This is a genomic window from Pseudomonas sp. OVF7, assembly GCF_030644265.1.
Classification (GTDB): domain Bacteria; phylum Pseudomonadota; class Gammaproteobacteria; order Pseudomonadales; family Pseudomonadaceae; genus Aquipseudomonas; species Aquipseudomonas gorinensis.
Map to the genome: position 1 here is coordinate 3,868,595 of NZ_CP128996.1, position 26,313 is coordinate 3,894,907.

The following is a 26,313-nucleotide window of genomic DNA, read 5'->3' on the forward strand; positions in this document are numbered from 1 at the left end:
CCTTGACCGCGTTCAGTTTGCAAGAATTTCAGTATTTCAGGAGTTTCCAATGGCGAAGAAACCCAAGGCTGCCACCTTTATCAAAGACCCGCTCTGGTACAAGGACGCGGTGATTTACCAGGTTCACGTCAAATCCTATTTCGACTCCAATAACGACGGCATCGGTGACTTTCCCGGGCTGATCGCCAAGCTCGACTACATCGCCGACCTCGGTGTGAACACCATCTGGCTGCTGCCGTTCTACCCTTCGCCACGCCGTGATGACGGCTATGACATCGCTGAATACCGTGGCGTGCACAGCGACTACGGGACCATGGCCGACGCCAAGCGCTTTATCGCCGAAGCCCATAAGCGCGGGCTGCGGGTGATCACCGAGCTGGTGATCAACCACACCTCCGACCAGCACCCCTGGTTCCAGCGCGCGCGCAAGGCCAAGCCCGGCTCGGCGGCTCGCGACTTCTACGTATGGTCCGATGACGACCAGAAATACGATGGCACGCGGATCATCTTCCTCGACACCGAAAAGTCCAACTGGACCTGGGACCCGGTCGCTGGCCAGTACTTCTGGCACCGCTTCTATTCCCATCAGCCGGACCTCAACTTCGACAACCCGCAGGTCATGAAGGCCGTGCTGTCGGTGATGCGTTACTGGCTCGACATGGGGATCGACGGCCTGCGCCTGGACGCCATCCCGTACCTGATCGAGCGTGATGGCACCAACAATGAAAACCTGCCGGAGACCCACGACGTCCTCAAGCAGATCCGCGCCGAAATCGACGCCCATTACCCTGACCGCATGCTGCTCGCCGAAGCCAACCAGTGGCCGGAAGACACCCAACTGTACTTCGGTGACAAAAAGGGCGATGACGGTGATGAATGCCATATGGCCTTTCACTTTCCATTGATGCCGCGCATGTACATGGCCCTGGCCCAGGAAGACCGCTTTCCGATCACCGACATCCTGCGCCAGACCCCAGAGATCCCCGCCAACTGCCAATGGGCGATCTTTCTGCGCAACCACGATGAGCTGACGCTGGAGATGGTCACCGACAAAGAGCGCGACTACCTGTGGAACTACTACGCAGCCGACCGGCGTGCGCGGATCAACCTGGGCATTCGCCGGCGCCTGGCGCCCTTGATGGAGCGCGATCGCCGTCGTGTCGAGTTGCTCAACAGCCTGCTGTTGTCGATGCCCGGCACGCCGACCCTGTATTACGGCGATGAAATCGGCATGGGTGACAACATCTACCTCGGTGACCGCGATGGCGTGCGCACGCCGATGCAGTGGTCCATCGACCGCAATGGCGGCTTCTCGCGCGCCGACCCGGCCAGCCTGGTGCTGCCGCCGATCATGGACCCGCAATACGGCTACCTGTCGGTCAACGTCGAAACCCAGGCCCAGGACCCCCACTCATTGCTCAACTGGACCCGGCGCATGTTGGCGGTGCGCAAGCAGTCCAAGGCGTTTGGCCGCGGCAGCTTGAAGATGCTCTCGCCGAGCAACCGCCGCATCCTCGCCTATACCCGTGAATTCACCGGCGACGATGGCCGCACGGAAATCATCCTGTGCGTGGCCAACGTATCGCGTAGCGCCCAGGCTGCCGAGCTGGACCTGTCGGCCTTTGCCGGCATGGTGCCGGTGGAGATGCTCGGCGGGAATGCCTTCCCTCCGATCGGCCAGCTTAATTTCCTGCTGACCCTGGCGCCGTATGGCTTCTACTGGTTTGTGCTGGCGGCGGAAAACCAGATGCCCAGCTGGCACGTGGAACCGGCGCAGAGCATGCCGGACTTCACCACCCTGGTGCTGAAAAAACGCATGGAAGAATTGCTGGACGCCCCTTGCCGCGCCAGCCTTGAACAACAGGTGCTGCCGGCCTGGCTGCCGAAACGGCGTTGGTTCGCCGGCAAGGACACGGCCATCGACAGCGTGCATATCGCCTACGGTGTGCGTTTCGGCGACCCGGAGCACCCGGTGTTGCTCAGCGAGATCGATGTGACCAGTGGCGGCCAGGTCAGCCGTTACCAGTTGCCCTTCGGCTTCCTCGGCGAAGACCAGTTCACCAGCGCCTTGCCGCAGCAATTGGCCCTGGCCCGTGTACGCCGGGTGCGCCAGGTGGGACTGGTCACCGATGCCTTCAGCCTGGAGCACTTTATTCGCGCGGTGATCCAGGGCCTGCAGGCCGGCAGCGTGCTCAACTCCAGCGAGGGCGACCTGCGCTTCGAGGCCACTTCCCATCTGGCACCCTTGCAGTTGGCCGAGGACGCCCAGGTACGCTACCTGGCCGCCGAGCAGTCCAACAGCTCGGTGGTGGTCGGCGAGAGCCTGGTGCTCAAGCTGATCCGTAAAGTCAGCGCCGGGGTACACCCGGAGCTGGAGATGAGTGCCTACCTGACCGCCGCTGGATACCCGAATATCTCGCCGCTGCTGGGGTCGGTGATTCGCCGCGATGCGGCCGGTGACGACAACCTGCTGATGATTGCCCAGGGTTACCTGAGCAATCAGGGCGATGCGTGGAGCTGGACCCAGAATAATCTGGAGCGCGCGATTCGCGACGAACTCGCCGAGGCCATCTCCGAACAGGAGCAGCACTACAACGCCCTGGGTGAACTGGCGGACTTCGCCGGGTTGCTCGGCAAGCGCCTGGGGGAAATGCACCTGGTACTGGGAGCGCCCACCACGAACAAGGACTTCAAGCCCGAAGCCACCACGGTCAAGGACACCCAAGCCTGGGCCAAGGATGTGGGGGCGCAGATCGACCGCGCCCTGCAATTGCTCAAGCTGCATCAACACCAATTGAACCCGGCCGATCAGGCGCTGGTCAGTGCTTTGCTGGACCACAAAAAAGCCATCGCCAGCCACGTACAGACCCTGGCCAAGGCCACGGTGGGCGGCCTGCGGATCCGCGTGCATGGTGACTTGCACCTGGGCCAGGTGCTGGTGGTCAAGGGCGATGCCTACTTGATTGACTTTGAAGGGGAGCCGGCGCGGCCGCTGCATGAACGCCGCGGCAAGCACAGCCCCTATAAGGATGTGAGTGGCGTACTGCGGTCGTTTGATTACGCAGCGGCCATGGCCCTGAATGGACAGGGGGTCGATCACTCGCCCGAAGCGGATACCGCCCGCAAGCGGGTGACCGACCGTTACCTGAACGAGGCGCGCCAGGCATTTATCCAGGCTTATCAGGCAGCCACGGCTACACTGGGCCATGACTGGCAGGATGCCAAAGGCCAGGACGCGGCGCTGACGTTGTTCAGCCTGGAGAAGGCCGCGTACGAAGTGGCCTACGAAGCGGAAAACCGCCCGACCTGGTTGCCGGTGCCCTTGCAGGGCTTGCATGGCCTGCTGAGTGGGCTTACACCTAAATCGAAAACTGCACGCGGTGGGGAGACGTCATGAGCTTTACGAGTAAAGAACCGCTGCAACCGAAGTTGACAGCAATGCCGGCGTCCAAGGACGTCGAAGCGCTGGTGCGCGCCGAGCACCACGACCCCTTTTCCATTCTGGGGCCCCATGATGACGAGCAGGGCGGGCAGTTTATCCGCGCGTTCCTGCCGGACGCCTTGAGCGTCCAAGTGTTGAGCAAAGAGGGCGGCGAGCCCCTCGCCACTCTGGAGGCGAACCAGGTGCCTGGGTTGTTCGTCGGGCATCTCGCGACACGCCAGCCTTATGTGCTGAAGATCCAGTGGGCCGGCGGTGAGCAGATCACCGAAGACCCGTACAGCTTCCAGCAATTGCTGCTGGGGGAAATGGACCTGTACCTGTTTGCCGAAGGTAATCACCGCGACCTCAGCAGTTGCCTTGGCGCCCAGGTGACCACGGTCGATGGCGTGCCGGGCGTGCGCTTCGCCGTATGGGCACCCAACGCGCGGCGTGTCTCGGTGGTGGGCGACTTCAATATCTGGGACGGTCGCCGCCACCCGATGCGCCTGCGTCATCCGTCGGGCGTGTGGGAGATTTTTATCCCGCGCCTGCAAGCGGGTGCGGCGTACAAGTACGAGATCCTCGGCGCCCACGGTATCTTGCCGCTCAAGGCTGACCCGATGGCCCTGGCCACCCAACTGCCGCCCGACACCGCGTCCAAGGTCGCCCCGCCGTTGCAGGTGGATTGGCAGGACCATGAGTGGATGCAGGCGCGCACAGAGAAGCAGCAGCCCACCGCGCCGCTGTCGATCTACGAATTGCATGTGGGCTCCTGGCAGTGCGAGCTGGACGAAGCCGGTGAAGTGGCGCGTCAGTACGGTTGGCGCGAGCTGGTCGAGCGTTTGATTCCGTATGTGCAGCAACTGGGGTTCACCCATATCGAACTGATGCCGATCATGGAGCACCCGTTTGGCGGATCCTGGGGCTACCAGGCGTTGTCGCAGTTCGCACCGAGTGCCCGATTTGGTTCGCCGGAAGATTTCGCGTATTTCGTCAACGCCTGTCACCAGGCCGATATCGGCGTGATCCTCGATTGGGTGCCGGCGCATTTTCCGACCGATACCCATGGCCTGGCGCAGTTCGACGGCACCGCCCTGTACGAGTACGCCAACCCGCTGGAAGGCTTCCACCAGGATTGGGACACGCTGATCTATAACCTGGGCCGCACCGAAGTCCACGGCTATATGCTGGCGTCGGCGCTGCACTGGCTCAAGCATTTCCACGTCGATGGCCTGCGCGTGGATGCGGTGGCCTCGATGCTCTACCGCGACTATTCGCGCAAGGCCGGTGAGTGGGTGCCCAACCGCCATGGCGGCCGCGAGAACCTGGAAGCCATCGACTTCCTGCGCCACCTCAACGACGTGGTGGCCCTGGAAGCTCCGGGGGCACTGGTGATTGCCGAAGAGTCCACCGCCTGGCCCGGTGTCAGCCAGCCCACCCAACAGGGCGGCCTGGGGTTCAATTACAAATGGAACATGGGCTGGATGCATGACTCCCTGCATTACATTCAGCAGGACCCGGTGTACCGCGCCCATCATCACAACGAGCTGAGCTTCGGCCTGGTCTACGCCTGGTCCGAACGCTTCATCCTGCCGATCTCCCATGATGAGGTGGTACACGGCAAGCACTCGCTGATCGACAAGATGCCCGGCGACCGCTGGCAGAAATTCGCCAACCTGCGCGCCTACCTGAGTTTCATGTGGATGCACCCAGGCAAGAAGCTGTTGTTCATGGGCTGCGAATTCGGCCAGTGGCGCGAGTGGAACCACGATCAGCAACTGGATTGGTACCTGCTGCAATACCCGGAACACCGGGGGGTACAGAAGTTGGTGGGCGACTTGAACCGCCTGTACCGCGAGGAGCCCGCGCTGCACGAGCAGGATGACGCGCCCCAGGGGTTCCAGTGGCTGATCGGCGATGACGCGATCAACAGTGTGTACGCCTGGCTGCGCTGGAGCAAAGACGGCAAGCCTGTGCTGGTGGTGGCCAACTTCACCCCGGTGCCACGTGAGGGATACAAGGTGGGCGTGCCGTTTGCCGGGCGTTGGAGCGAAGTGATCAACAGCGATGCCGACACTTACGCCGGCTCCAATTACGGCAATGGCGGTGGCGTGTTTACCGAAGATGAACCGCGCCACGGACAACCGGTGTCGTTGTCGTTGAATCTGCCGCCGTTGGGGGTGCTGATTTTGCGTCCGCAAGCCAGTTAAAGGCTCTACCGCACTGGATTCAGTTGTCCGCGCTAGTGGCAGGATGCCACAATGGCATCTTTGTTGCGGCAGTCGAATCGGGCGGGTTTCATGAATGGCCTTGGGCGTAGTCAGGACGAGGATTGCTTTATAGAAGAGCAGGTGCGAACTGACCGTTTGCACCAGCTGTTTCGCCAATCTTTTGCTGCGATTTTCGGCAGTTACTTCGCTGCCGTCATGCTCTGCTGGGTGTGCTGGGATCGCTTCGATCATCAGGTCATGATGGTCTGGCTGCTGGTGTTGGCGGCTTCGTCGCTGCTGCGGGTCAAGATGTTCATGGACTGGTTTCGCTGCCCCGGCAGCGAACGCACCCCGGACCGCTGGGAGCGGCGTTATTGGATCACCCTGTGCCTGTCTGCCGGCGTCTGGGGCCTTGGAGCCTTTGCGGTGATGCCCACCGACGATCGGCTGTCCCAGACCCTGGTCATCCTGTTTACCGTGGGCATGTCCGTCAGCGCCGTGTCCTGTTACTCGGCCTATCGCTACATGACCATGGCCTCGGTTGGCCTGGTACTGTTGCCGTCGACGCTGTGGCTGCTGTTCCAGCCATCGCCGATGCAGGTGGGGATGGCGCTGGCCGTGCTGGTGTTCTCATCGTTTGTGGTCAGCGCCACGCGTAAAATGTCCGACGCCCTGGAGAAAGCCTTTCGTCTCACCCGCGAGATGGAGCGCGCCCACACGATTTCCACCCACGCCGCACAGACCGACGAATTGACCGGCCTGATGAACCGTCGCGCATTCTTCGAACATGCCCAACAGTTGTACGCGCAGTGCCGGTATCACCAGCAGCCCCTGTGTGCGCTGATGCTGGACATGGATCACTTCAAGCAAATCAACGACACCTATGGCCACCAGGCGGGGGACCAAGTGTTGCGCCAGATCGGTGGGGTGATCAGCGCCTCGTTTCGCCAGGCCGACGTCTATGGTCGGCTGGGCGGGGAAGAGTTTGCGGTGCTGCTGCCCAACACGTCATTGGAAACCGCGCTGGATATCGCCGAGCAGTTGATCAAGGCGATCGCCGGCCTGGCATCGGACCCGGTCCAGGGCTTGACCGCCAGCCTCGGGGTGGCGTCGACCCACAACCAGGATCAGGACCTGCACGGCCTGATGAATACCGCTGACAAGGCGCTGTACCGCGCCAAGGCCCTGGGCCGCAATCAAGTGGCCGTGGCGGAGTAGGGCTCAGTCCTTGAGCATGGCCTTGGCCAGCACTTGCGCCACTTGGTCGGCGGAGTAGGGCTTGGCCAGGAATGCAAACCCTTCATAGCCGTTGTCTGCCAGCTCGTCGCTGTAGCCAGAGGTCAGCACTACGGGCAAGTCCGCGCGGCGCTGACGCAAGACCTTGGCCATCGCCACGCCGGTCATGCCGGGCATGACCACATCCGAGAAAATCGCATCGAATGCCCTGGCATCCGGGCCGGCCAGGGCCAGTGCCTGTTCGGCATCGGTGACCCAGGTGGTCTGGTAACCCAGGTCCTGAAGGATCTGGTTGGCGAAACGGCCAACCTCCAGGTTGTCCTCGACAATCAGGATATTGCGCAGGGTGCTGGTGTCGAGGGGTGTCGGCTCGGCGGGGGCGGGCTCGTTCCCGGTCAGCTGCGGTTCCGCTTCGGGCAGGTAAAGCGTAAATACCGTGCCCTCGCCAAGGGTGCTGGCCACATCGACGTTACCGCCGGATTGCTTGGCGAAACCGAACACCTGTGACAAACCGAGGCCGGTGCCTTTGCCGACGGCCTTGGTGGTAAAAAACGGCTCGAAAATGCGCTCCAGAGTGTCGCCGGCAATACCGCTGCCCGTGTCGGCCAGGGACACCGCCACAAACGGCTGGCGCGATTCGGCATCGCCGCGGATGCGCGGCAAGGCGGGCAGGCGCGCGACGCTCAGGGTCAGGGTGCCTTGGCTGTCCATGGCATCGCGGGCGTTGAGGGCGATATTGATCAATGCCGCTTCAAACTGGCTGGAGTCCACCCGCACATGGCAAGGCTGCTCGGGCAGGTTGACGCGAACCTGAATGCGCGCGCCGGTCACGCTTTCCAGCATTTCAGCGATGTTCTGCACACGCTGGCCTACGTCGAAGACTTCCGGGTTCAACGGTTGGCGGCGGGCAAAGGCGAGCAGCTGGCTGGTCAGCTTGCTGGCGCGTTCCACCGTGTCGGAAACCGCGCTCATATAGCGTTGGCGGCGTTCCTCGGAGAGCCCGGGTTGGCGCAGAAAGTCCACCGACGAACGAATGATGGTCAATAGATTGTTGAAGTCATGAGCGACACCCCCCGTCAATTGGCCGATGGCTTCGAGCTTTTGCGACTGACGCAGGGCGGCTTCGGTTTGCGTCAACAGCCGTGTACGTTCTTCCACCCGTTGCTCCAGGGTGGCGTTGAGCTCTGTGAACGCGGCCAGGCCTTCGCGCACGGCGGCGTTGGCGCGTACGCGTTCGATATGCGCCCACGAACGCTCGGTTACCTCGCCCAACAACGCCAGGTCATAGGCTGACCAGTCCCGCTCGGTCTTGTTGTGCACGGCCATCAGGGCGGTCAAGCGACCGTTCTTGATCAGCGGCATGCAGATCGTGGCCGCTACGCCCAGCGCCTGGAAACTCAGGGATTCATGGGCGGGCAGTTCGACCAGGTGATTGCGGATCACCAGCGGCTCACCGGCGCGCAGATGCTTGACCGCCGTGTGCCCGAACGCTTTGAGGCTGTAGTGCCCGGTGATGCTGGGTGAACCGGGTGCGGTCCAGTTGTCGCGGATGGTGAAGCCGTCTTCGTCGGCGTCCATATCGGCGTAGGCACAAATGGACACCTGCAGGTGCTGCGCCAGCAGGCGGGTGGTGGCCGTCATGATGGTTTCGGCGTCGGTGGCGTTGGCCACCGCGTTGCCGATGGCATCCAGCACCGTCAGGCGGCGAGAGAGGAACACCGTTGCGGTGGTTTCCGTCACGGTGTCGAGCATCCCCACGACCCGCCCCTTGGGGTCACGGATCGGGCTGTAGCAGAACGTGAAATAGGCCTGTTCCGGCGTGGCGCTGCGCTCGATCACCAAGGGGAAGTTTTCGATATAGGTGGCATGGCCCTCGAAGGCGGCGTCGGCGATGGGACCGATCTCATCCCAGGCTTCGCTCCAGATTTGGCTGAACGGGCGGCCCAAGGCATAGGGTTTATTGCCGAGTATGGGGACAAACGCGTCGTTATAGAGCGTGATCAACCGAGGCCCCCAAATGATGGCTTGGGGGAAGCTGGAAGCGAGGCACAGGGCAACGGTGGTCTTCAATACATCCGGCCACAGCTCAATTGGCCCGAGGGTCGTACTGGCCCAATCATGCTGGCGAATCCGCTCAGCCATGTCGCTGCTGCTTTGCAGCCAATTCATCATTGGGAAAACACCTTGTCTGCCAGAGTCTTATAGCGCGCCCGAACGTGACAGGCGCCAAGCTACTGACCCGGTTAATCGCCGCCAGTTCAGCGCAAGTATCCCTTAGATGGCGATTTGATGCTGCCCCTGTTTGAACGCGGCACGAGCGTCGGCGGGGGCCGTTGCCCAAACCTTATTGCGAGCCGAATAAACCGGTCCAGTAAATCCCGGCATCGCTCTTCGGATCCATCGCATAGGCGGCGCCCAGTTCGCGAAACTGCGGGTTCATCAGGTTGGCGCAATGGCCGGGGCTGGCGAGCCAGCCATCCACCACCTTGCGCGGCGTGTCGAGGCCGGCGGCGATGTTTTCCCCGATGTTCTTCGCGATATACCCGGCCAGTTCGGCGCGGTCGCCTGGGGTGCGGCCGTCAGGGTCGAGGTGATCGAAGAAATTGCCGTTGGCCATGTTGCGTGCATGGCTGTTGGCCGCATCGGCGAGGTTGGCGTTCCACGACAACGGGGTGGTCGCGTTAAAGGCCTGGGTGCCACACTGGCGCGGTTGTTCACGGGCGGCGTTGATCAGGTTCAGCAGTTGCTTGCCCTCGGTCTGCCAATCGCCCCGGCCGCTGGACAGCAGGGGGCGGGCGAGTACGATGCGCCAATCCTGGCCGTTGTTGCTCACGCCGATGTCGACGAACTGCGGGTCCAGGACCACGCGGCAGAAGCTTTCACGCACGGCCTTCATGGCCGCCTGGGCATCCTTGGGGCCGGACAGGCTGATGGCTTGCACATTCACCATCGGGTACGCCGCCCGTGCCAGCGCCTGTTGCAGGTCGCCGACATTACTGGCGGGCAACACCAGCCGCGTATCGTTGGCCAGCGGCGGCAGTTCCTGGGAACCCTGGTCACCGCAGCGTTGCACCTGGCTGCGGTACGCGTTGATCTGTTGTACCAACTGACTTTCTTCATTCGCCATCGCGCTGGCGCAGAACACTACACTGGCGGCCAGCGTCGTAAGACCCATCATCAATGACAGAACGCGCATGGACGTTACCCTTGAACTTGAAAGTGCCCATGATGCGCGATGTGGGGGCGTCCATGCACCCGTTGGTCCGAACTTTTTTCCTCAGTTTTTGAATGCCGAGTGTTTACGACCCTGGTCACACAAGGCAAACACCACCACCAGCAGCGCGGAAATGGCGAGGATAATCACCACGCCATCGGTGGAGTGGGTCGCTGATGCTGCCACCATCGACAGTGCGCCCAGCGGGGCCAGGCCGCCCGCGATGGCGGTGCCGATTTCGCGTCCGGTACCGAAACCCGAAGAGCGGGTCTGGGTGGGGAACTGTCGGCTCAGGAACGAGCCCTGAGGTGCAAACATCATGGGCGCGAGGAGGCCGGTACCGACGCCGATGGCGATGTAGATCATCAGGTTTTCACCTGTGTTGAGCAGGGCCAGGAACGGGTAGGCGAACAGCAGCGAGAGCAACCCGCCCAGTATCAGCACGGTCTTGCTGCTCCACTTGTCGCACAGCCAGCCGAAGCAGGGCACGGCGACGATGGCAATCAGGCTGGCAATGGTCACCGACAGCGAGGTGACGTGGACATCCACGCCCTTGAACTGGGTCAGGTACGCCAGGGAGAAGGTCTTGAAGATGTAGCTCAGGGCGTTGTAGCCAATGGCCACGAAAAACACCACGGCCAGGCCCTTCAGGTCGTTCTTGAACAAGGCTTTGAGAGGCGACGCCTTGGCCTTGTTCGCTTCCTGGCTCAGTTCCTTGAACTGCGGGGTTTCCGGAATGCTGTTACGCACCCACAGGCCCACACCCACCAGGACGATGCTGCAGATGAACGGAATGCGCCAACCGCCGGCCAACAGGAACTCGTTGCCGTTGATCGTCAGCAGGTACACGGTGAGCGACGACAGCAACAAGCCGAGGTTCAGGCCCAGGGCCGGCCAGGCGCCCTGGCTGCCGCGTTTACCCTGCGCCGCGTGTTCATAGGAGGTGACCGCCGCCCCTGACAGCTCGGCGCCTGCGCCCAGGCCCTGGATGATGCGGATAAACACCAGCACGATCGGCGCCCAGATGCCGATGGAGGCATAGCTGGGAATCAGGCCGATCAGCGTGGTGCACACGCCCATCAGGCAGAAGGTCAGCACCAGCACTTGCTTGCGGCCGAACTTGTCGCCCAGGTAGCCAAACAGGATGCCGCCAAACGGGCGAGCGATGAAGCCGATGGCAAAGGTAGAGAAGGCCATCAGCGCGGCGGCTTTAGGGTCGCTGTTATCGAAGAAGATCTTCGAGAACACAATCGCCGCCATGGTGGCGTATAGGTAAAAGTCGTACCACTCCAGCATCGAGCCAAAGATGGTGGCGGCGGCGACTTTGCGCAGGCGCTTGCGGGTTTGTGCGGGCGTTTCGGTGCCGGGGATGGAGGCAGATGCCGTCATGCTGGACTTCCTTCTGGGTCTTTGTAGTTATTGTCAAATGGACGTGTATTGCAGGGGTTACTCGGGCTTGAACAGGCGGTCGGCGATCATGGCGCCGATTGGCATGGCTGACGTGGCGGCCGGCGAGGGCGCGTTGCAGACGTGGAGCATTCGTGGGGTCTGGGCGAACAGGAAGTCGTGCACCAGGCTGCCGTCGCGCATCACTGCCTGGGCGCGGATGCCGGCCTCGTAGGGCAGCAGGTCGTCGAGGGTCAGCGATGGGCAGTACTTGCGGCACTGCTCCAGGTAGCCGGACTTGAACAAGGAATTCTTCATCTCGGCGGTGCCTGAAGCGAGGTTTTGCCAGAGGGTTTTCCAGAAACCGGGGAAGCTGGCGTACTGCGCCACGTCACGCCAGTTCACCGAGAACTTGCGGTAGTTCTCACGGCCCAGGCCCAGCACCGCATTGGGGCCGACGGTCACACTGCCGTCGATCATGCGCGTCAGGTGCACACCGAGGAACGGCAGCTCCGGGTCGGGAATCGGGTAGATCAGGTGGTTGACGATGTTGTTTTTCGCCGCCGGCAGACGAAAGTATTCGCCGCGAAACGGGATGATCTGGTGGTCGATCCTGACCCCGGCCAGGCGCGCCAGGCGGTCTGACTGCAAGCCTGCGCACACCACCAGATGGCGTGCTTGCCAGGTTTCGCCGCGGGTGCTGACGGTGACTTTGTCGCTGTCCTCGTGGATGGCCGTCACGGTGCGCTCCAGGCAGATCTCCCCCCCGCTGCGGCGGATGACCTGGGCCATGGTTTCGCATACCTGGCGGTAATCGACGATGCCGGTGGCGTCAAGAAACAGCCCCCCCAGGCCGACGATGTTCGGTTCGCGTTGGCGCAACTGGTCCGCGTCCAGGCGCTCGACCTTCATGCCATTGAGTTGGGCGCGGGCATACAAGGCTTCCATCCGCTGCATTTCCAACGGGCTGGACGCCACCAGCAGCTTGCCGCATACCTCGAACTTGATCCCGTGTTCGGTGCAGAACTGTTTGGTGGCTTCGGCGCCGCGCTTGCACAGGTCAGCCTTGAGGCTGCCCGGCGCGTAGTAAATGCCTGCGTGGATCACGCCGCTGTTATGGCCGGTCTGGTGTTTGGCCAGCACGGGCTCTTTTTCCAGGATCACCAAAGACGCGCCGGGCTGGCGCTTGAGCAGCTCCATTGCCGTGGCCAGGCCGACGATGCCGCCGCCGATGATGCAAAAGTCGTGAATCATTGCGTGGGGGACCTCACAGTGCACATTTCAGTCTGCTTATCAGGTTGTCAGACTAATGTTTTTGTTAAAAAAATGGCGTGTCGAGGACACGCTATAAACGGGGTGGAATCGGTCAGTTGGTGGTGGGCAATTCCAGGCTCAGGCGCCCGGCCGCAGCGCGCAGGTGGGCCTCGGCACTGGCGGCGGCGCGTTGAGCGTCACCGTCGGCAATGGCTTGATAGAGCAACTGGTGTTCCTGGGTCGCATCCGCGGAGCCGGTGACAAAACGCGAGGCCGAGTTTTCCCAGGCTGTCTTGCGTGCGCTGGCCAACTGGCTGCGTAAAAAGTCATGGAAGGCCACGAAGTAGTCATTCTTGCTGGCGTCGGCGATGGCGCGGTGGAATTCCACGTCAGCCAGGGCGGCGGCTTCGAAGTTGTCGCGATGCTCCTGCATGGCCTGCAAGGCGCGTTGCATGCGTTGCAGGTCGGCGTCGTCGCGGCGCCGGGCGGCAATTGCGGCGGCCTGGGTCTCGATCCACAGGCGCACCTCGAACATCTGCGCCAGGTCGGGAAGACGGCCATTCGGCTGCGGAAAACGGAACACCGTGCCGGCCGGGGTTTGCGAAATGAACGAGCCCAGCCCGCGGCGCGCGGTGATGACGCCGTCGGCCTTGAGCTGGGCGATGGCCTCGCGCACCACCGAGCGGCTGACGTTGAGTTGCTCCGCCAATTGCTGTTCGGTGGGCAAGCGCGATTCGGGCGGCAATTGGCCGGAATCGATTTCTGCGCGGATGGCGCTGACAACCCGTACGACAAGCGAATCGGGGCGCTGGAGCTCAAGCATGGGACAACCTTGGTAGTCAGGTTGTCAGACAATAGTCGTTACGATTTTATCTTGTCAACAGGTGAGCGCGGTCGACACCGCGCCACCCTGCAATCGCACAGGCCAGCAGCATGAGGCCGGCGGCGACGAAAAAGGTCGCATGCAGGCCCTCCGTCACCGATTGCGCGGTCCCATGGACAACGTCGGGGGTCGCCCGCGCGAATACCGCGCCCAGGGCCGAGGCACCGAAGATCAGCCCGAGGTTGCGTGACAGGTTGAGCAGGCCCGAGACCGTACCGCGGCGCGCGCTTTCCACACCGCTCATCACTGCGGTGTTGTTGGCGGCCTGGAACAGGCTGTAGCCCGCCGTCAAAATCACCAGTGAGCCCAGGTAGGCGACCAGTCCCGACGCCAGTGACAGCAGCAGGGCGCCACCGAGCAGAGTGCCCAGCCCCGCGAGCGTCATGCGCTGGCTGCCCAGGCGGTCGGTGAGTTGGCCTGCCGGTACACCGGTGAGCGCTGCGACACAGGGGCCGACGGCCATGGCCAGGCCCATCCACTCAGGGGGCAGCCCCAGGCCAAGGGACAGGTAAAAAGGGCCGACCACAAAGGTCGCCATGATCACCGCGGCGACCAACGCACTCATCGCCAGGCCGGCACACAACGCCCCGGCTTTCAATGACGACCCTGCGCTGGCGGCTGGGCGCGCCCGTTGCTGATCAGCCGGCAAGTAGCGCCAGGCGAGGGCGGCCGCCAGTAACCCCAGGGGCGCACCCACCAGGAACAGGGCCTGCCAGCCCCACACGCTGAGCAACATGCCGCCGACGCTGGGGCCCATGGCCGTGCCCACCGCCGACATCGTGCCGAGCAAACCCATCGCGCGTCCGGTGCGTTCCGCGGGCACCGTATCGCCGACCAGGCCCAGGGTCATCGCCATCATGATCGCCGCGCCCAGCCCCTGCGCGACTCGCGCGGCAATCAACCCATGCAGGCCGGGCGCGACACCGCACAACCCGCAGGCGAGCGCAAACAACAATAACCCGGCGAGCAACAACCGCTTGCGGCCCAGGCGATCACCCAGGCGTCCGGCGCTGACAATCACCGCGGTGATCGCCATCAGGTAGGCCAGCACCACCCATTGCACGGCATGGAATGACGCATCGAATGTTTGCGCCAGCCGGGGCAGGCCGACATTGGCAATGCTGGTGCCAAGGGACGCGAGCAACATGGACAGGGACAGGCTGGCAAGACCGCCACGTGAGGAAGTGTGCATGGGAGATTCCTTGAATGAACGCAACTGTCACAAATCTACGGCGTGGCCTAACATGGCGGAAGACGCATGAGTTGCACTGAATACCTGCGTCAAACGCCTGATAGGAGCGCTGATGCCCGACCTCAACTTGCTGGTCACCCTGGATGTGCTGCTGGCCGAAGGCAGCGTCGCCCGCGCGGCCCAGCGCCTGGGCCTGAGTCCTTCGGCGATGAGCCGCGCCTTGGCACGCCTGCGGCAAACCACGGGCGACCCGTTGCTGGTCCGCGCGGGCCGAAGCCTGGTGCCGACGCCACGGGCGCTGGAGTTGCGTGAACAGGTCGGCCGCCTGGTGCAGGACGCCCAGGCCGTGTTGCGCCCCGTGCAGTCCCTGGACATGGGCCAGGTGACACGTACGTTTACCTTGCGCACCAGCGAGGAGTTTGTTGAAAGCTTTGCCCCGGCGCTGCTGGCCCGTCTCGATCAGCAAGCCCCGGGTGTGCGCCTGCGCTTCGTCAACAAGACCGATAAAGACAACCTCTTGCTGCGCGAAGGCAGCGTCGACCTGGAAACCGGTGTGGTCGACCCCACCGCCAGCCCCGAAGTGCTGACCCAGGCGCTGTTTCGCGATCGCCTGATCGGCGTGGTGCGCAGCGGTCATGCCCTCAGTCAGGGCGACGTCAGCGCCGCACGTTTTGCCCAGGGCCGCCATGTGTATGTGTCCCGGCGCGGTCAGGCGCGCGGCCAGATCGACGATGCCCTCGAAGCGCTGGGCCTGGCTCGGCAGATCACCAGCATCGTCGCCGGTTTTTCCACCGCGATTGCCCTGGCCCGCAGCACCGACCTGATCGCCGCCGTTCCCGAGCGCTACACCGCCGACCGGCGCGACCTGTTCTGTTTCCCACTGCCACTGGCGCTGCCGACGTTCACTGTCGCGATGCTCTGGCACCCCCGCCTGGACGTCGATCTGGCCCATCGCTGGTTGCGCAGCTGTTTGCGCGAGGTGTGTGCCCAGCAGGTACAATCCGCGCTGCCTTGACGTGAAACCCAGGAATTTGCATGTTCAGCCTTACCCGCTACACCGCGCCGTGCCCCGAGCCGATCAACAGCCAGATCCTGCAGATGGTGGTGGACAACCTCACCGACATCAGCAGTGTGGCACTGCCGCCGAGCAACCTGCTCTACACCATCTACCAGTACGCCATTGGCTTTGAGGTGCACCTGTACCTGGAGGCGTTGGGTGGATCGAAGGGGATTGCGGTCGAGCTGGTCGTGGCGATGGAGGACGAACAGGTGATTGGCTTTTGCCTGTACCTACCGATGAAAGATGACCCTCAAGCGTGTGGTATCGCGTTCATGGCGGTGCAAGCCGGTTTCCGGCGCCAGGGCGTGGCGCGCGGAATGCTTCAGGACGTGCTGGCGCGCTATCCCCATGCCGAACTGGCATGTGCGGTGGAGAAGGTACCGGTGTTCGAAGCCATGGGTTTTCAAGTGCGAGCCGCGCGTGACACCCAGGTGCTGATGAACACCCGCAGCTACGCCAGCGATGGGCTGATGGGCGTGCTGGATGTAGCGTCTATCTACAGCTCGCTGGAGGTGCGGCAGATCCATACCTACCTGCTGCAAAAGCACGGCAAGCGCGCGATGGTGGATGCCGAGAAACAGCGCGATCGGCACCTGGATCAACTGGCGCGCAAGGTCCAGTTGTTTGTGGCGGGGCGCTAGCCTGGGCCGGGTTGGCTTTTTTTTGTGGCGAGCGGGTTTGCGCTAATGCCGTTCAGTTAAGCGTACATCGCCTTCTTTCTGTAGGAGCGAGCTTGCTCGCGAAGAACCTCAACGATAACGCGTGTTTCCTGAATCAACGCGGCGCCTGTGAGTTCTTCGCGAGCAAGCTCGCTCCTACAAAAAAGCCTTAACTGGACGGCATCAGGGCAAGCCCGTCCAGTCTTCAGCTCCGTGAGCGATTGACCATCGCCAGAATCGTCGCCAGCAACTCCTGTTGCGCCTCTTCACGGCTGATTTCGCCACTGGCGGCTGCGTGGGACAACGCCTCCGCGGCACCCAGCATCGCCCGCAATCCTGCCTGTGATACCTGGCCAAAGGGCGCCAGCGCGGCGCGGCATTTGTCGAGAAAAATCGCCTCGTATTTACGCTTGAGCGCTTCCAGCTCCGGCGAGCTGCTCAGTGCCGCAATCACCCCCGGAATTTCCCGGCCCTGCAATAACACGCAATCGACATAGCACGAGGCAATCACCCCTGCGCGCTCTTCCAAGGTCGCGCTGCTGGCGTCGAGGGCCTCGGCAAACACCTGGGTCTGACGCCCGTCGAAGTCTTCATACAGCGCGGCGAGCAACCCGGCGCGGGTGACGAAATGGTCGTAGACCACCGGCTTGGTCACGCCCGCCAGTTCCGCCAGGCGGCCCAGGGTCAGCGCTTCGGTGCCTTCCTCGCGCACCAGTTGCCAGGCCACATCCAATAATTGGCGCAGGCGATCTTCACGGGACAGGCGACGACGTGGGGCAGGGGATTCAAGGCTTGACATGATTATATACCAAAAGTAACTTATCTGCGTTAACTTACTAAAAGTAGATTAAACCGAAAGGGAGTCAAAGTCATGCACGCACTCATCGTCGTTGCCCATCACGACCCACAATCGCTCACCCACGCCGTGGCCGCGCAGGTGGCTGCCGGGCTGACTGCGGCGGGCCACAGCTTCGAAATCGCCGACCTCGCCGCCGAAGGCTTCAACCCGCGCTACGCCGCCGCCGATCACCTTGTGCACCGTATCCGCGCTACGCCGCCGGCCGACGTATTGGCCGAACAAGCGCGCATCGACCGTGCCGATGCGCTGGTGATAGCGTTCCCGATCTACTGGTGGTCCATGCCGGCGTTGCTCAAGGGCTGGGTCGACCGCGTTTTCGTCAACGGCTGGGCAATCGACTACGGCCCCGCCACGCCCGTGGTGAAAAAGCTGCGCCACTTGCGTGTGCACCTGCTGGCCCTGGGCGCCGCCGATGAAAGCGCCTTTGATCGACATGGCTATGCCAAGGCGATGCGCACGCAAATCGACTACGGGATCTTTGATTACTGCGGGGCCCAGGTGGTGACGTCGGAGCTGTTGCTGGAGTCGGAAGATGGCGCGGCGACCGCGCATCTGCAAACGGCCAAGGCGGTGGGGCAGAGGCTGTTCGAGGCCGAGACGGTTGCCGGTTGATTCAACCTTCGCGAAACAGATCGTGGGCGTCCAGCAGGCGGTAGGCAATTTCCGGGTTTTTCTCCAGGCCCCGACGAATCGCCGCCGGGATCGATTGTCGGGTCTTGCGGCACATGCCGGGCAGTTCGTCGATCACGATCTGAATCCCGCGCATGCTCTTGACCTCGGTGTGCCCCGGCGCGATGTGCACGCGAATCCCCAACAGCTCGTACATCCGCTGCTGCATACGTTCCAGGTCTTGCAGGTTCTGCAGGTTTTCAAGGCGTTCGAGCAGGCGTTTTTCTTCCTGGCGGGTCAGGCTGAGAATGCGCAGGTCGGCGCCGGGGGCTTGCAGCAATTGTTCGCGATCGCAGACGCAGGCGCCGGGTGGGCAGGGTTGGCGAATCGTCATGTTCATTCCCTCCCCATTCCGACGCGTTTTCCTCAGTAAGTCAGCGCCACACCGAGGCTGCCCAAGGCCTTCCAGTACTCAGGATAGGTCTTGGCCACGCAGTCCGGGTCTTGAATCCTGATGCCCGAGACCTTCAGCCCGGCGAGGGCAAAGCACATGGCAATGCGATGGTCGGCGTGGGTGTCGATCAGGGCGTTGCACGACGTGCCGGCCAACGCCGGGTCGGCGGCGACCAGCAAGTCGTCGCCTTCAATGCTCGCCAGGCCCGGACGAATCTCGTTCAGGCCGTCATGCAGCGCCTGCACCCGATCACATTCCTTGACCCGCAGGTTGGCCAGTTCGGTGAAGCGTACCGGGGTGTTGTTGAACGCGGCCAGCACGGCCAGGGTGGGGATCGCATCCTGCATCTGCGAACCGACCACCGTGGCCTGCATGTGCGGGAACTGGGCAATCACGGCCTGGGCCTTGGCGTCTGGCTGGGTGAAGTCCTGCGCGGCCACGCCGATGTCGATGCGGCCGCCGGTCAACACTTCGGCAGCCCACAGGTACGTGGCGGCGGAAGCATCGGGCTCGATCAGGTAGTCATGGGCGGTGTAGCCGGTGGGGGCCACGCGCCAGGTCGTGTCGTCGACCACCTCGACCTGCGCGCCGAACGCACGCATGCAGTCCAGGGTCAGGTCCACATACCCACGGGCGCCGATATCCTTGCCGGTCAGCGCCACTTCAATCGGCGCTTCGCCGCAGGCTGCGAGCATCAGCAGGGCCGAGACGTACTGGCTGGACAAGCCGCCATCGATCTCGAAGCGCTTGGCCTGGACCTTGCCGACGCCGTGCACGGTCACCGGGGGGCAGCCGGTCGGGCTCTCGACCTGGATGCCGTTCTCACGCAGGGTCGCCAGCAGCGGGCCGATCGGGCGTTTTTGCATGTAGTCGTCGCCGTCCAGCACCACGGTGCCTTGCACGGTGGCCACGGCGGCGGTGAGGAAGCGCATGGCGGTGCCGGCGTTGCCGAGGAACAGCGGTTGTGCCGGCAATTGCAGCTTGCCTGAACCGGTGACCACGAAGGTGGTGTCGTCCGGCTCATCGATGATCACGCCCATCTGGCGCAGGGCCACCGACATGTGCCGGGTGTCATCACTCTTCAGTGCGCCGCTCAGGCGGCTGGTGCCGGTGGCCAGGGCCGCCAGCAGCAGGGCGCGGTTGGTAATGGATTTGGAGCCGGGGGGCGCGACCTTGCCAGTGAGGGGGAAATTGGGCGGTGTAACGGTCACGGTTTTCTGCGAACTCAAGGTACAAGGCTCCTGATTCAGGCAAGGTGGTACGGAGTGGCCGACGGGCGGACCCGAATAATCGGGCATAGACGCCACGCTTGTCGAGGCTTAGCGCTGGGCGAGCCAGTAATCGTGCAGCGCCCGGGCGGCCGGTTCGATTGCGCTGGCGCGCTGCTGGTGGGCCTGTACATCGAGGTCGGCCGGCAACTCGAAGTTGTCCTGTTCGGCGCACCAGGAGATTTTCTCCAGGTTCGCGGCCTGTTCAGCGGGCAGGTCCGGCCAGTTGCCGATCGCGGCACCACGGATATAACCAAAGCACCATTCTTCGGCGAGGGTCACGGTTTGCCCCTGATGCTCGGTGTCATCGAAGCGCGCCTTGAAACCCTGGGCATCGGTGGCCAGCTGTGTGGCGAGGGCGTTCATATGGCGTACGCACAGTTCGAGGAACTGCTTGGCTTGCTCGGCGCTTTCCCAGTCCGGGTTTTGCCCACCCCAGATCGCCGGGAACCATTCGGCGATATCCACCTGCGCCGGGCTGGACACCAAGGCCGTGAAGTAGCCGTCGAGCTCAGCCAGGTTCAGCACCGAATGGTCATCGCCGTACTGGAGCAGGGTGTCTTCGATAAATTCGAAATCGGCGGGGGTGAGGGGTTGGGTGAGCATGGGCATGTCCTTAAACGTCGAGCGCCGCTGATGGGGCGGCTTAAAGCGCGCAGGATGGCGCTTGGGCCGGCTTTTTTCCAGCACTTTCCCAGCGTTGGCACAGCTTGCTCACGCAGACCGCACCCACCACCGCGAGAATAATCGGTACCAGGAAGTCATGCTCGATACGGGTGAATTCCGCCACCAGCACGATCGCTGTCAGCGGCATGCTCATGCTGGCGGCCAGGAAAGCGGCCGCGCCGATGATCGCGAAAGCCCCCAACGGTACCCCCGGCCACGCCAGGCTCCAGGCGCCGCCGAGGATAATCGCCAGTAGCGCGCCGTTGGCCAGGCCGGGCGTCAACAGCCCGCCCTCGGCTCCGGCGCGCAGGCTGCTGGTGGTGATCAGTACCTTGACCAGCAGCAACAGCGCGGCCAGGCCGATCGTCAGTTCATTGTCGAAGCCCAATTGCGCCGGGCCTTTGCCATTGCCGAGGATTTGCGGCAGCAGCATCGCCAGGCCGCCGATGAGCGTGAAATTAATCAAGCACAGCACCGGCAGGCGCCAGCCGCGCGCGGCGTTCGCCCGCGCGGCGCCGGTCAGGCGCGTGAAACCGTAGGCGGCCATGCCAAACAGCGGCCCGCAGACCACGGCCCAGGCGATCAATGCCGGGCTCAGGACAAAATGCGGCACCACGTACTGCGCCTCCGCTCCCAACCCGATCCAGGCCACGGCCGCACCAATGGCCGAGGTCGCCAGGGCGATCAGCGCCGCGGGCCAACTGAACGCGCCCACCAGCACCTCCAGCACAAACACCGCGCCGCCCAGCGGCACGTTGTACACCGCCGCCAGGCCCGCGCCCGCGCCACAGGCAACGATCAAACGGTGCATATCCGGGGTCAGCCGCGCGCGTTGCGACAACCAACTGCCGGCCAGTGCGCCGACCTCGCGCGGCGCCACTTCACGGCCCAGGGGCGATCCCAGCGCCACGGTGACGATCTGCAACAGGGCGTGGGCGAGGGTGGTCTTGGGCGGCATGATCGGCATCGTGGATGACACCGCCTGCTTGATGCTCACCAGCGGGCGACCATAGCGATACACGGCCCACCAACCCAGGCCGGCGACCAGGCCGCACACCACCAACACCTGCAAGCGCCGCTCGGGGGGCGCGGCAGTGACACCCCGCAGAAAGGTTTCATGCCCGACCAGGCTGTCGAGGCTGTAGCCGTAGGCCAGGTGTTGGATGCCATGCAGCAGCAACGCCAGGAGCATCCCGCCCAGGCCGGCGCCAATGCCGGTGAACACGACCACCAGGGCCAGAATCAACGATGAGCGAAACGTGGACGGCATAAACGACTCCAGACAGTGCCCCAGAGTGTATAGCCGATAAACCGTCGGGCCTGGATGAAATGTATCGGCGTGCCGTCAACCCTGCGCCACTGCATTCAATGGCTTTTACCAGTCCTGTTTTTGGCCGATGCGCCCTTGTGCACCCTTGTTATAGTCTGGCCTTTCTCAATCGCCAGCCAGGGATCACTGCCATGTCCGAATACCAAGCTTTCGTCGTCGAACTCATCGGTAACGTTGCCCATGTGCAGATCAACCGCCCGGAAAAGATCAACGCGATGAACGCGGCGTTCTGGACCGAGATCATCGATATCTTCCAATGGGTGGAAGACACCGACGCCGTGCGCGCCGTGGTACTCAGCGGTGCCGGCAAGCACTTTTCGTCCGGTATCGACCTGATGATGCTGGCCTCGGTGGCCAATGCGTTCGGCAAGGACGTGGGCCGTAACGCACGCCTGCTGCGCCGCAAGATCCTTGAGTTGCAAGCCTCGTTCAACGCCGTCGACAACTGCCGCAAGCCGGTGCTGGCGGCGATCCAGGGTTACTGCATTGGGGGGGCCATCGACCTGATCAGCGCCTGCGACATGCGTTACGCCGCCGAGGACGCGCAATTCTCCATCAAGGAAATCGACATCGGCATGGCCGCTGACGTCGGCACCCTGCAACGCCTGCCGCGCATTATCGGCGACGGCATGCTGCGTGAGCTGGCCTATACCGGCCGCGCGTTCGGTGCCGAGGAAGCGCGCAGCATCGGCCTGGTCAATCGCGTGTATGCCGACCAGCAAAGCCTGTTGGCCGGCGTCCTGGAAATCGCCCATGAAATCGCCGCCAAATCGCCGATCGCCGTGACCGGTACCAAGGCCATGATCAGCTACATGCGTGACCATACGGTCAATGACGGCCTGGAATACGTTGCCACCTGGAACTCGGCTATGTTGCAATCCAACGACCTGCGCGTGGCCATCGCGGCCCATATGAGCAAGCAGAAACCCGAATTCGTGGATTGACTGACATGACCCCAGGCTGGATTACCACTACGCTGCTGGACAACCAAACCCCCGGCGGCTGGGCTGTCGCCCGCAGCCGCGACGGCTTTTTGCATGACACCAACGGCCCGCTGTTCCCCCGGGAATGGCTCAAGCGCCAAGACCTTTCGGTGTTCGCCGAACACGGTATCGGCCACCTCGACGGCGAGCCGGTGTACCTGCTGGAGCTCAACGCCGCCAGCGAGGTCCCCGGCTGCAGCTGGCAGGGCCTGCGCGGCTTCATGTTGCAAGGTGATCACCGGCTTTACAAAGTGTTGGGCTATGCCGCGCAGATCGGTACCTGGGCCCGGGAACACCGGTTCTGCGGGAGTTGCGGGCAGGCCATGGTCCAGGTGCCCCGTGAGCGAGCGATGTTCTGTGAGGCCTGTGACCTGCGCAGCTACCCGCGTATCTCGCCAAGCATGATCGTGCTGGTGACCCGCGGTGATGAGATCCTGCTGGCGCGTTCGCCACGCTTTGTGCCTGGGGTGTACAGCACGTTGGCGGGGTTTGCCGAACCGGGTGAGTCGGCCGAAGACTGCTTGATCCGTGAAGTGCGCGAAGAAGTGCAGGTGGAGGTGCGCAACATCCAGTACATGGGCAGCCAGTGCTGGCCGTTCCCTCACTCGATGATGCTGGGCTTCCATGCCGAGTACGCCGGCGGTGATATCGTGCCCCAGGCTGACGAAATCGAGGACGCGCAGTGGTTCAACATCCACGACCTGCCGCCGTTGCCGGCGTCACGCTCGATTGCGCGCTACCTGATCGACCTGTACGTCGCGCGTCGCTTAGGCCACGCTGAACCAGTGCTGCCAGGCTAGGCGTACAGTCAGGCCAAGGACCACGGTGATAAACACCGGGCGAATGAATTTGGCGCCGCCGCTGATTGCGCTGCGTGCGCCAAAGAATGCGCCGCACATCACCGAGATGCCCATGGCCAGGCCGACGATCCAATCCACCGAGCCGTTGAAGATAAACACCGACAGCGCCGCCGCGTTGCTGACGAAGTTCATGCTGCGCGCCACGCCGCTGGCCTTCACCAGGTCGATGGGGTGCAGCAGCATTGTGCTCACGGTCCAGAACGCGCCCGTACCTGGCCCGGCTACGCCATCATAGAAACCCAGGCCAAAGCCTTGGGTGCTTTGCCATTTCTTCTTGATCGGTGCATCGGCATCCAGCGCAGCCTTGGGTGTGCCGCCGAATAACAGGTACAGGCCACAGCCAAAGACAATGACCGGCAGCATCTTGTTCAGGGTTTCGGCGGGCAGGTAGTGGGCGACCACGGCCCCGGCCAGTGCGCCGACCAAGGTGCCGACGATGGCGTGCACCCATTGGCGCGGGTGGAACAGCTTGCGTCGGTAGAAGGTGAAGCTGGCGGTGGCTGAGCCGAAGGTGGAACTGAGCTTGTTGGTGCCCAACACCAGGTGGGGCGGCATGCCCGCGGTGAGCAGGGCCGGGGTGGTGAGCAACCCACCGCCGCCGGCGATGGCGTCGATGAAGCCGGCGATAAAGGCCACGACGGCCAGAATGGCGAGGGTGGTGAGGTCTACGCTGAGTTCGAAAGGCATTGGGCAGGGCTTAATGGTGGCAGGGCGCAGCAAAAGCGCTGTGCGAAGGGCCGCCATCTTACCTGCCTGAGGTACGCAGAACCAAATGTGGGAGGGCCAGCCCCCTCCCTCCCACATGTTTTACCGTGCCTGCTTGGCTATTTGTGCGTGCCCAGCCACTCCAGCGCCGTGCGCCAGATGCAAATCCCGAGGAAATACGCCGACATCAGCGACCACAAGCCGAATGTCCACGGGTTGGTATTGGGGTAATCCACCACCATCAAAAAGCTGCACAGCAACCAGATCGTGGTCACCGCGATATTGATCGGCATGAAGCGCTTGACCCGGAACGGATGCAAAAACTTCATCGGCGTCACGGTCAGCAGCGCCAGGCCGATCACGGTCAACAAGGTCACCCAGGCGTCTGGCTGGATGATATACACGCAGAGGGCAACCACATTCCACGCGGCCGGGAAGCCGACGAAGTAGTTGTCCTTGCTCTTCATGTTCACGTTGCAGAAGCAGAACAACGACGACACCAGGATCACCGACACCGTGAACAAGTGGGTGAAGTCCGGCAGGTCGATATAGCGATAGATAAACAGTGCCGGGATAAATACGTAGGTCAGGTAGTCGATCACCAGGTCCAACACCGAACCGTCAAAGCTGGGCAGTACCGTGCTGACATTCACCCGGCGAGCCAGCGAGCCATCCACGCCATCGACCACCAGCGCCAGGCCCAGCCATAGCAGGCAAGCCTTGGGTGAGTTTTCCAGCAGCGCCAGGGTGGCCAGGAAGGCCAATACCACACCGGTGGCGGTAAAGCCGTGGGCGCCCCAGGCTTTCAGTCTGGCTACATGCAGGGTCGATATCACGGGCGGTTCTCCAAAGGTGAAACGGGGCAGCCGACGGTGTGACACCGTCGAGTCTGGCCAGGGAATGCAGGTATCGACCGGGAAGGGGGGGATAAGGTTCACCGCCCCGGTGTATTGCCTAGCGTAGCAAGCGTAGGACGATTCAGCATCAGCCCTGGCGGAACACCAGCGCTTTCAGGCCACTTTGCGCGTCGATATCCGGAAATTCCGGCGGGTTTTGCAGCCGTTCGATAAAGCGCAGGCCCGGTGCTTCGCGCGTGACGCTGTCGATCAGGAAGTCTTCGCCGAACGCCGGATCGTTCATGCATGCCAGCACCGTGCCCTGTGCCGTGAGCAAGTCCGGCAGGCGGCGCAGCACACGCTGGTAGTCCTTGGTCAACAGGAAGCTGCCTTTCTGGAAGGACGGCGGGTCAATGATCACGAGGTCGTAGGGGCCGCTATTCGTCACCTTGGCCCAGGACTTGAACAGGTCGTGGCCGAGGAAGGTCACTTTGCCCAGGTCATGACCGTTCAGCCGATGGTTGTCGCGGCCACGGCTGAGGGCGCCACGGGCCATGTCCAGGTTCACCACATGCTCGGCACCGCCTTCGATGGCGGCCACGGAGAAACCGCAGGTGTAGGCGAACAGGTTGAGTACCCGCTGGCCCTTGGCCTGCTCACGCACCCAATTGCGACCGTAGCGCATATCGAGGAACAGACCGCTGTTCTGTTTTTTCCCCAGGTCGATCAAATAGCGCAGGCCGCCTTCGGTGATCGTCAACGCGTCGACGGCTTCGCCGAACAACCATTCGGTGGTGCTTTGCGGCAGGTAACGGTGTTGCAAGGCGACGCTGCGCACGCCGTACCGCGCCCATTCGAAAGTGCTCAACCACTGCTTCAAGGCATCCAGCTGCGCCGTTTCCGGTTCCTTGAACAGCGCGACCAGCACCACGCCTTGCAACCAATCGACCGTCAGTTGCTCCAGGCCCGGCCAGCAGCGGCCACGGCCGTGGAACAGGCGGCGGGTTTCCGTGGGCGCATCGGCCAGGGCCGTGAGCAGGTGGGCATGCAGCGTGGCGAGTGCGTCTGGGTTCATCGTTGTGCGTCATTCATTGAGCGGGCGGCATTTTAAACACAGTTGCGGTTTTTTTGTGAGGGATGGACACGGCGCTGGAGCACAACGTGCTGGGAAAAATCTGATTGGCAGTGATTCATGCTCAAAATGCGCGCTGCAGCGCCTGAAAATAGG

22 protein-coding genes are annotated in these 26,313 nt (G+C 62.9%); 8 read left to right on the forward strand and 14 right to left on the reverse strand.

All coding sequences use genetic code 11. The annotated features are described in order from the left end of the window. The first annotated feature begins 49 nt into the window (after positions 1 to 49). From treS to QU606_RS17645, 3 genes are read left to right on the forward strand one after another with little or no spacing between them, the layout of a single operon-like run. On the forward strand, positions 50 to 3,397 hold the full coding sequence (treS, locus tag QU606_RS17635; RefSeq protein ID WP_024075166.1) for a maltose alpha-D-glucosyltransferase: 3,348 nt from the start codon (positions 50 to 52) through the stop codon (positions 3,395 to 3,397). Next, on the forward strand, positions 3,394 to 5,631 hold the full coding sequence (gene glgB, locus QU606_RS17640; protein ID WP_102624225.1) for a 1,4-alpha-glucan branching protein GlgB: 2,238 nt from the start codon (positions 3,394 to 3,396) through the stop codon (positions 5,629 to 5,631). Before treS ends, glgB begins: the two co-directional genes overlap by 4 nt. Positions 5,632 to 5,682: 51 nt before the next feature. Further along, the gene (locus tag QU606_RS17645; protein WP_102624224.1) at positions 5,683 to 6,849 is read left to right on the forward strand and encodes a GGDEF domain-containing protein; all 1,167 of its coding nucleotides are present in this window, start codon (positions 5,683 to 5,685) and stop codon (positions 6,847 to 6,849) included. Positions 6,850 to 6,852: 3 nt separating this feature from the next. On the opposite strand, the gene QU606_RS17650 is transcribed toward QU606_RS17645, so the two are convergent. From QU606_RS17650 to QU606_RS17675, 6 genes are all read right to left on the reverse strand, one after another. Continuing rightward, on the reverse strand, positions 6,853 to 9,039 hold the full coding sequence (locus QU606_RS17650; RefSeq protein WP_024075169.1) for a GAF domain-containing protein: 2,187 nt from the start codon (positions 9,037 to 9,039) through the stop codon (positions 6,853 to 6,855). A gap of 172 nt (positions 9,040 to 9,211) precedes the next feature. Beyond that, positions 9,212 to 10,063, reverse strand: coding sequence for a CAP domain-containing protein (locus QU606_RS17655; protein ID WP_024075170.1), 852 nt, complete (start codon positions 10,061 to 10,063; stop codon positions 9,212 to 9,214). 81 nt (positions 10,064 to 10,144) lie between these two features. Next, the gene (locus QU606_RS17660; protein ID WP_024075171.1) at positions 10,145 to 11,470 is read right to left on the reverse strand and encodes an MFS transporter; all 1,326 of its coding nucleotides are present in this window, start codon (positions 11,468 to 11,470) and stop codon (positions 10,145 to 10,147) included. Positions 11,471 to 11,527: 57 nt separating this feature from the next. After that, positions 11,528 to 12,721, reverse strand: coding sequence for an L-2-hydroxyglutarate oxidase (gene lhgO / locus QU606_RS17665; protein ID WP_304997256.1), 1,194 nt, complete (start codon positions 12,719 to 12,721; stop codon positions 11,528 to 11,530). Positions 12,722 to 12,833: 112 nt separating this feature from the next. After that, positions 12,834 to 13,544: a FadR/GntR family transcriptional regulator gene (locus tag QU606_RS17670; RefSeq protein WP_024075173.1), complete on the reverse strand. Its 711-nt coding sequence runs from the start codon at positions 13,542 to 13,544 to the stop codon at positions 12,834 to 12,836. A 46-nt stretch (positions 13,545 to 13,590) separates the two neighbouring features. Beyond that, positions 13,591 to 14,796: an MFS transporter gene (locus tag QU606_RS17675; protein ID WP_304997257.1), complete on the reverse strand. Its 1,206-nt coding sequence runs from the start codon at positions 14,794 to 14,796 to the stop codon at positions 13,591 to 13,593. Positions 14,797 to 14,908: 112 nt separating this feature from the next. On the opposite strand from QU606_RS17675, the gene QU606_RS17680 reads away from it, so the two are divergent. Both QU606_RS17680 and QU606_RS17685 read left to right on the forward strand, forming a co-directional pair. Continuing rightward, positions 14,909 to 15,811 carry a LysR family transcriptional regulator gene (locus tag QU606_RS17680; protein WP_304997258.1) on the forward strand — a complete coding sequence of 301 codons (903 nt, stop codon included), beginning with the start codon at positions 14,909 to 14,911 and terminating at the stop codon, positions 15,809 to 15,811. A 20-nt stretch (positions 15,812 to 15,831) separates the two neighbouring features. After that, positions 15,832 to 16,497: a GNAT family N-acetyltransferase gene (locus QU606_RS17685; protein WP_304997259.1), complete on the forward strand. Its 666-nt coding sequence runs from the start codon at positions 15,832 to 15,834 to the stop codon at positions 16,495 to 16,497. Between the two features lie 223 nt (positions 16,498 to 16,720). On the opposite strand, the gene QU606_RS17690 is transcribed toward QU606_RS17685, so the two are convergent. Next, complete coding sequence (locus tag QU606_RS17690; protein ID WP_069075897.1) at positions 16,721 to 17,314, reverse strand: TetR/AcrR family transcriptional regulator; 594 nt, start codon at positions 17,312 to 17,314, stop codon at positions 16,721 to 16,723. A gap of 72 nt (positions 17,315 to 17,386) precedes the next feature. Between QU606_RS17690 and QU606_RS17695 the strand changes: the two genes are divergently transcribed. Then, positions 17,387 to 17,986: an NAD(P)H-dependent oxidoreductase gene (locus QU606_RS17695; protein ID WP_102625512.1), complete on the forward strand. Its 600-nt coding sequence runs from the start codon at positions 17,387 to 17,389 to the stop codon at positions 17,984 to 17,986. A gap of 1 nt (position 17,987) precedes the next feature. On the opposite strand, the gene QU606_RS17700 is transcribed toward QU606_RS17695, so the two are convergent. The 4 genes from QU606_RS17700 to QU606_RS17715 form a co-directional block, all read right to left on the reverse strand. Further along, positions 17,988 to 18,377 carry a hypothetical protein gene (locus tag QU606_RS17700; protein WP_041161191.1) on the reverse strand — a complete coding sequence of 130 codons (390 nt, stop codon included), beginning with the start codon at positions 18,375 to 18,377 and terminating at the stop codon, positions 17,988 to 17,990. Between the two features lie 32 nt (positions 18,378 to 18,409). Then, on the reverse strand, positions 18,410 to 19,666 hold the full coding sequence (gene aroA / locus QU606_RS17705) for a 3-phosphoshikimate 1-carboxyvinyltransferase (RefSeq protein ID WP_024075180.1): 1,257 nt from the start codon (positions 19,664 to 19,666) through the stop codon (positions 18,410 to 18,412). A 90-nt stretch (positions 19,667 to 19,756) separates the two neighbouring features. Continuing rightward, complete coding sequence (locus QU606_RS17710; RefSeq protein ID WP_024075181.1) at positions 19,757 to 20,311, reverse strand: UPF0149 family protein; 555 nt, start codon at positions 20,309 to 20,311, stop codon at positions 19,757 to 19,759. Positions 20,312 to 20,351: 40 nt separating this feature from the next. After that, positions 20,352 to 21,641: a chloride channel protein gene (locus QU606_RS17715; protein ID WP_069075893.1), complete on the reverse strand. Its 1,290-nt coding sequence runs from the start codon at positions 21,639 to 21,641 to the stop codon at positions 20,352 to 20,354. Between the two features lie 191 nt (positions 21,642 to 21,832). Between QU606_RS17715 and QU606_RS17720 the strand changes: the two genes are divergently transcribed. Both QU606_RS17720 and nudC read left to right on the forward strand, forming a co-directional pair. Continuing rightward, on the forward strand, positions 21,833 to 22,645 hold the full coding sequence (locus QU606_RS17720; RefSeq protein ID WP_024075183.1) for a crotonase/enoyl-CoA hydratase family protein: 813 nt from the start codon (positions 21,833 to 21,835) through the stop codon (positions 22,643 to 22,645). A 5-nt stretch (positions 22,646 to 22,650) separates the two neighbouring features. Continuing rightward, entirely contained in the window at positions 22,651 to 23,484 is an 834-nt protein-coding gene (gene nudC / locus QU606_RS17725) for an NAD(+) diphosphatase (protein WP_069075891.1), read from the forward strand. Here the strand turns inward: nudC and QU606_RS17730 are convergent. The 3 genes from QU606_RS17730 to QU606_RS17740 all read right to left on the reverse strand — a co-directional run bounded on the left by QU606_RS17730 (position 23,452) and on the right by QU606_RS17740 (position 26,160). Continuing rightward, the gene (locus QU606_RS17730; RefSeq protein ID WP_041161192.1) at positions 23,452 to 24,231 is read right to left on the reverse strand and encodes a TSUP family transporter; all 780 of its coding nucleotides are present in this window, start codon (positions 24,229 to 24,231) and stop codon (positions 23,452 to 23,454) included. The two genes, nudC and QU606_RS17730, sit on opposite strands and share 33 nt — an antisense overlap. A 137-nt stretch (positions 24,232 to 24,368) precedes the next feature. Then, positions 24,369 to 25,085, reverse strand: coding sequence for a phosphatidylcholine synthase (gene pcsA / locus QU606_RS17735; RefSeq protein WP_024075186.1), 717 nt, complete (start codon positions 25,083 to 25,085; stop codon positions 24,369 to 24,371). 148 nt (positions 25,086 to 25,233) lie between these two features. Then, positions 25,234 to 26,160 (reverse strand): class I SAM-dependent methyltransferase, encoded by a 927-nt coding sequence (locus QU606_RS17740; protein ID WP_069075890.1) that lies wholly within the window; start codon positions 26,158 to 26,160, stop codon positions 25,234 to 25,236. Between the last annotated feature and the right edge of the window lie 153 nt (positions 26,161 to 26,313).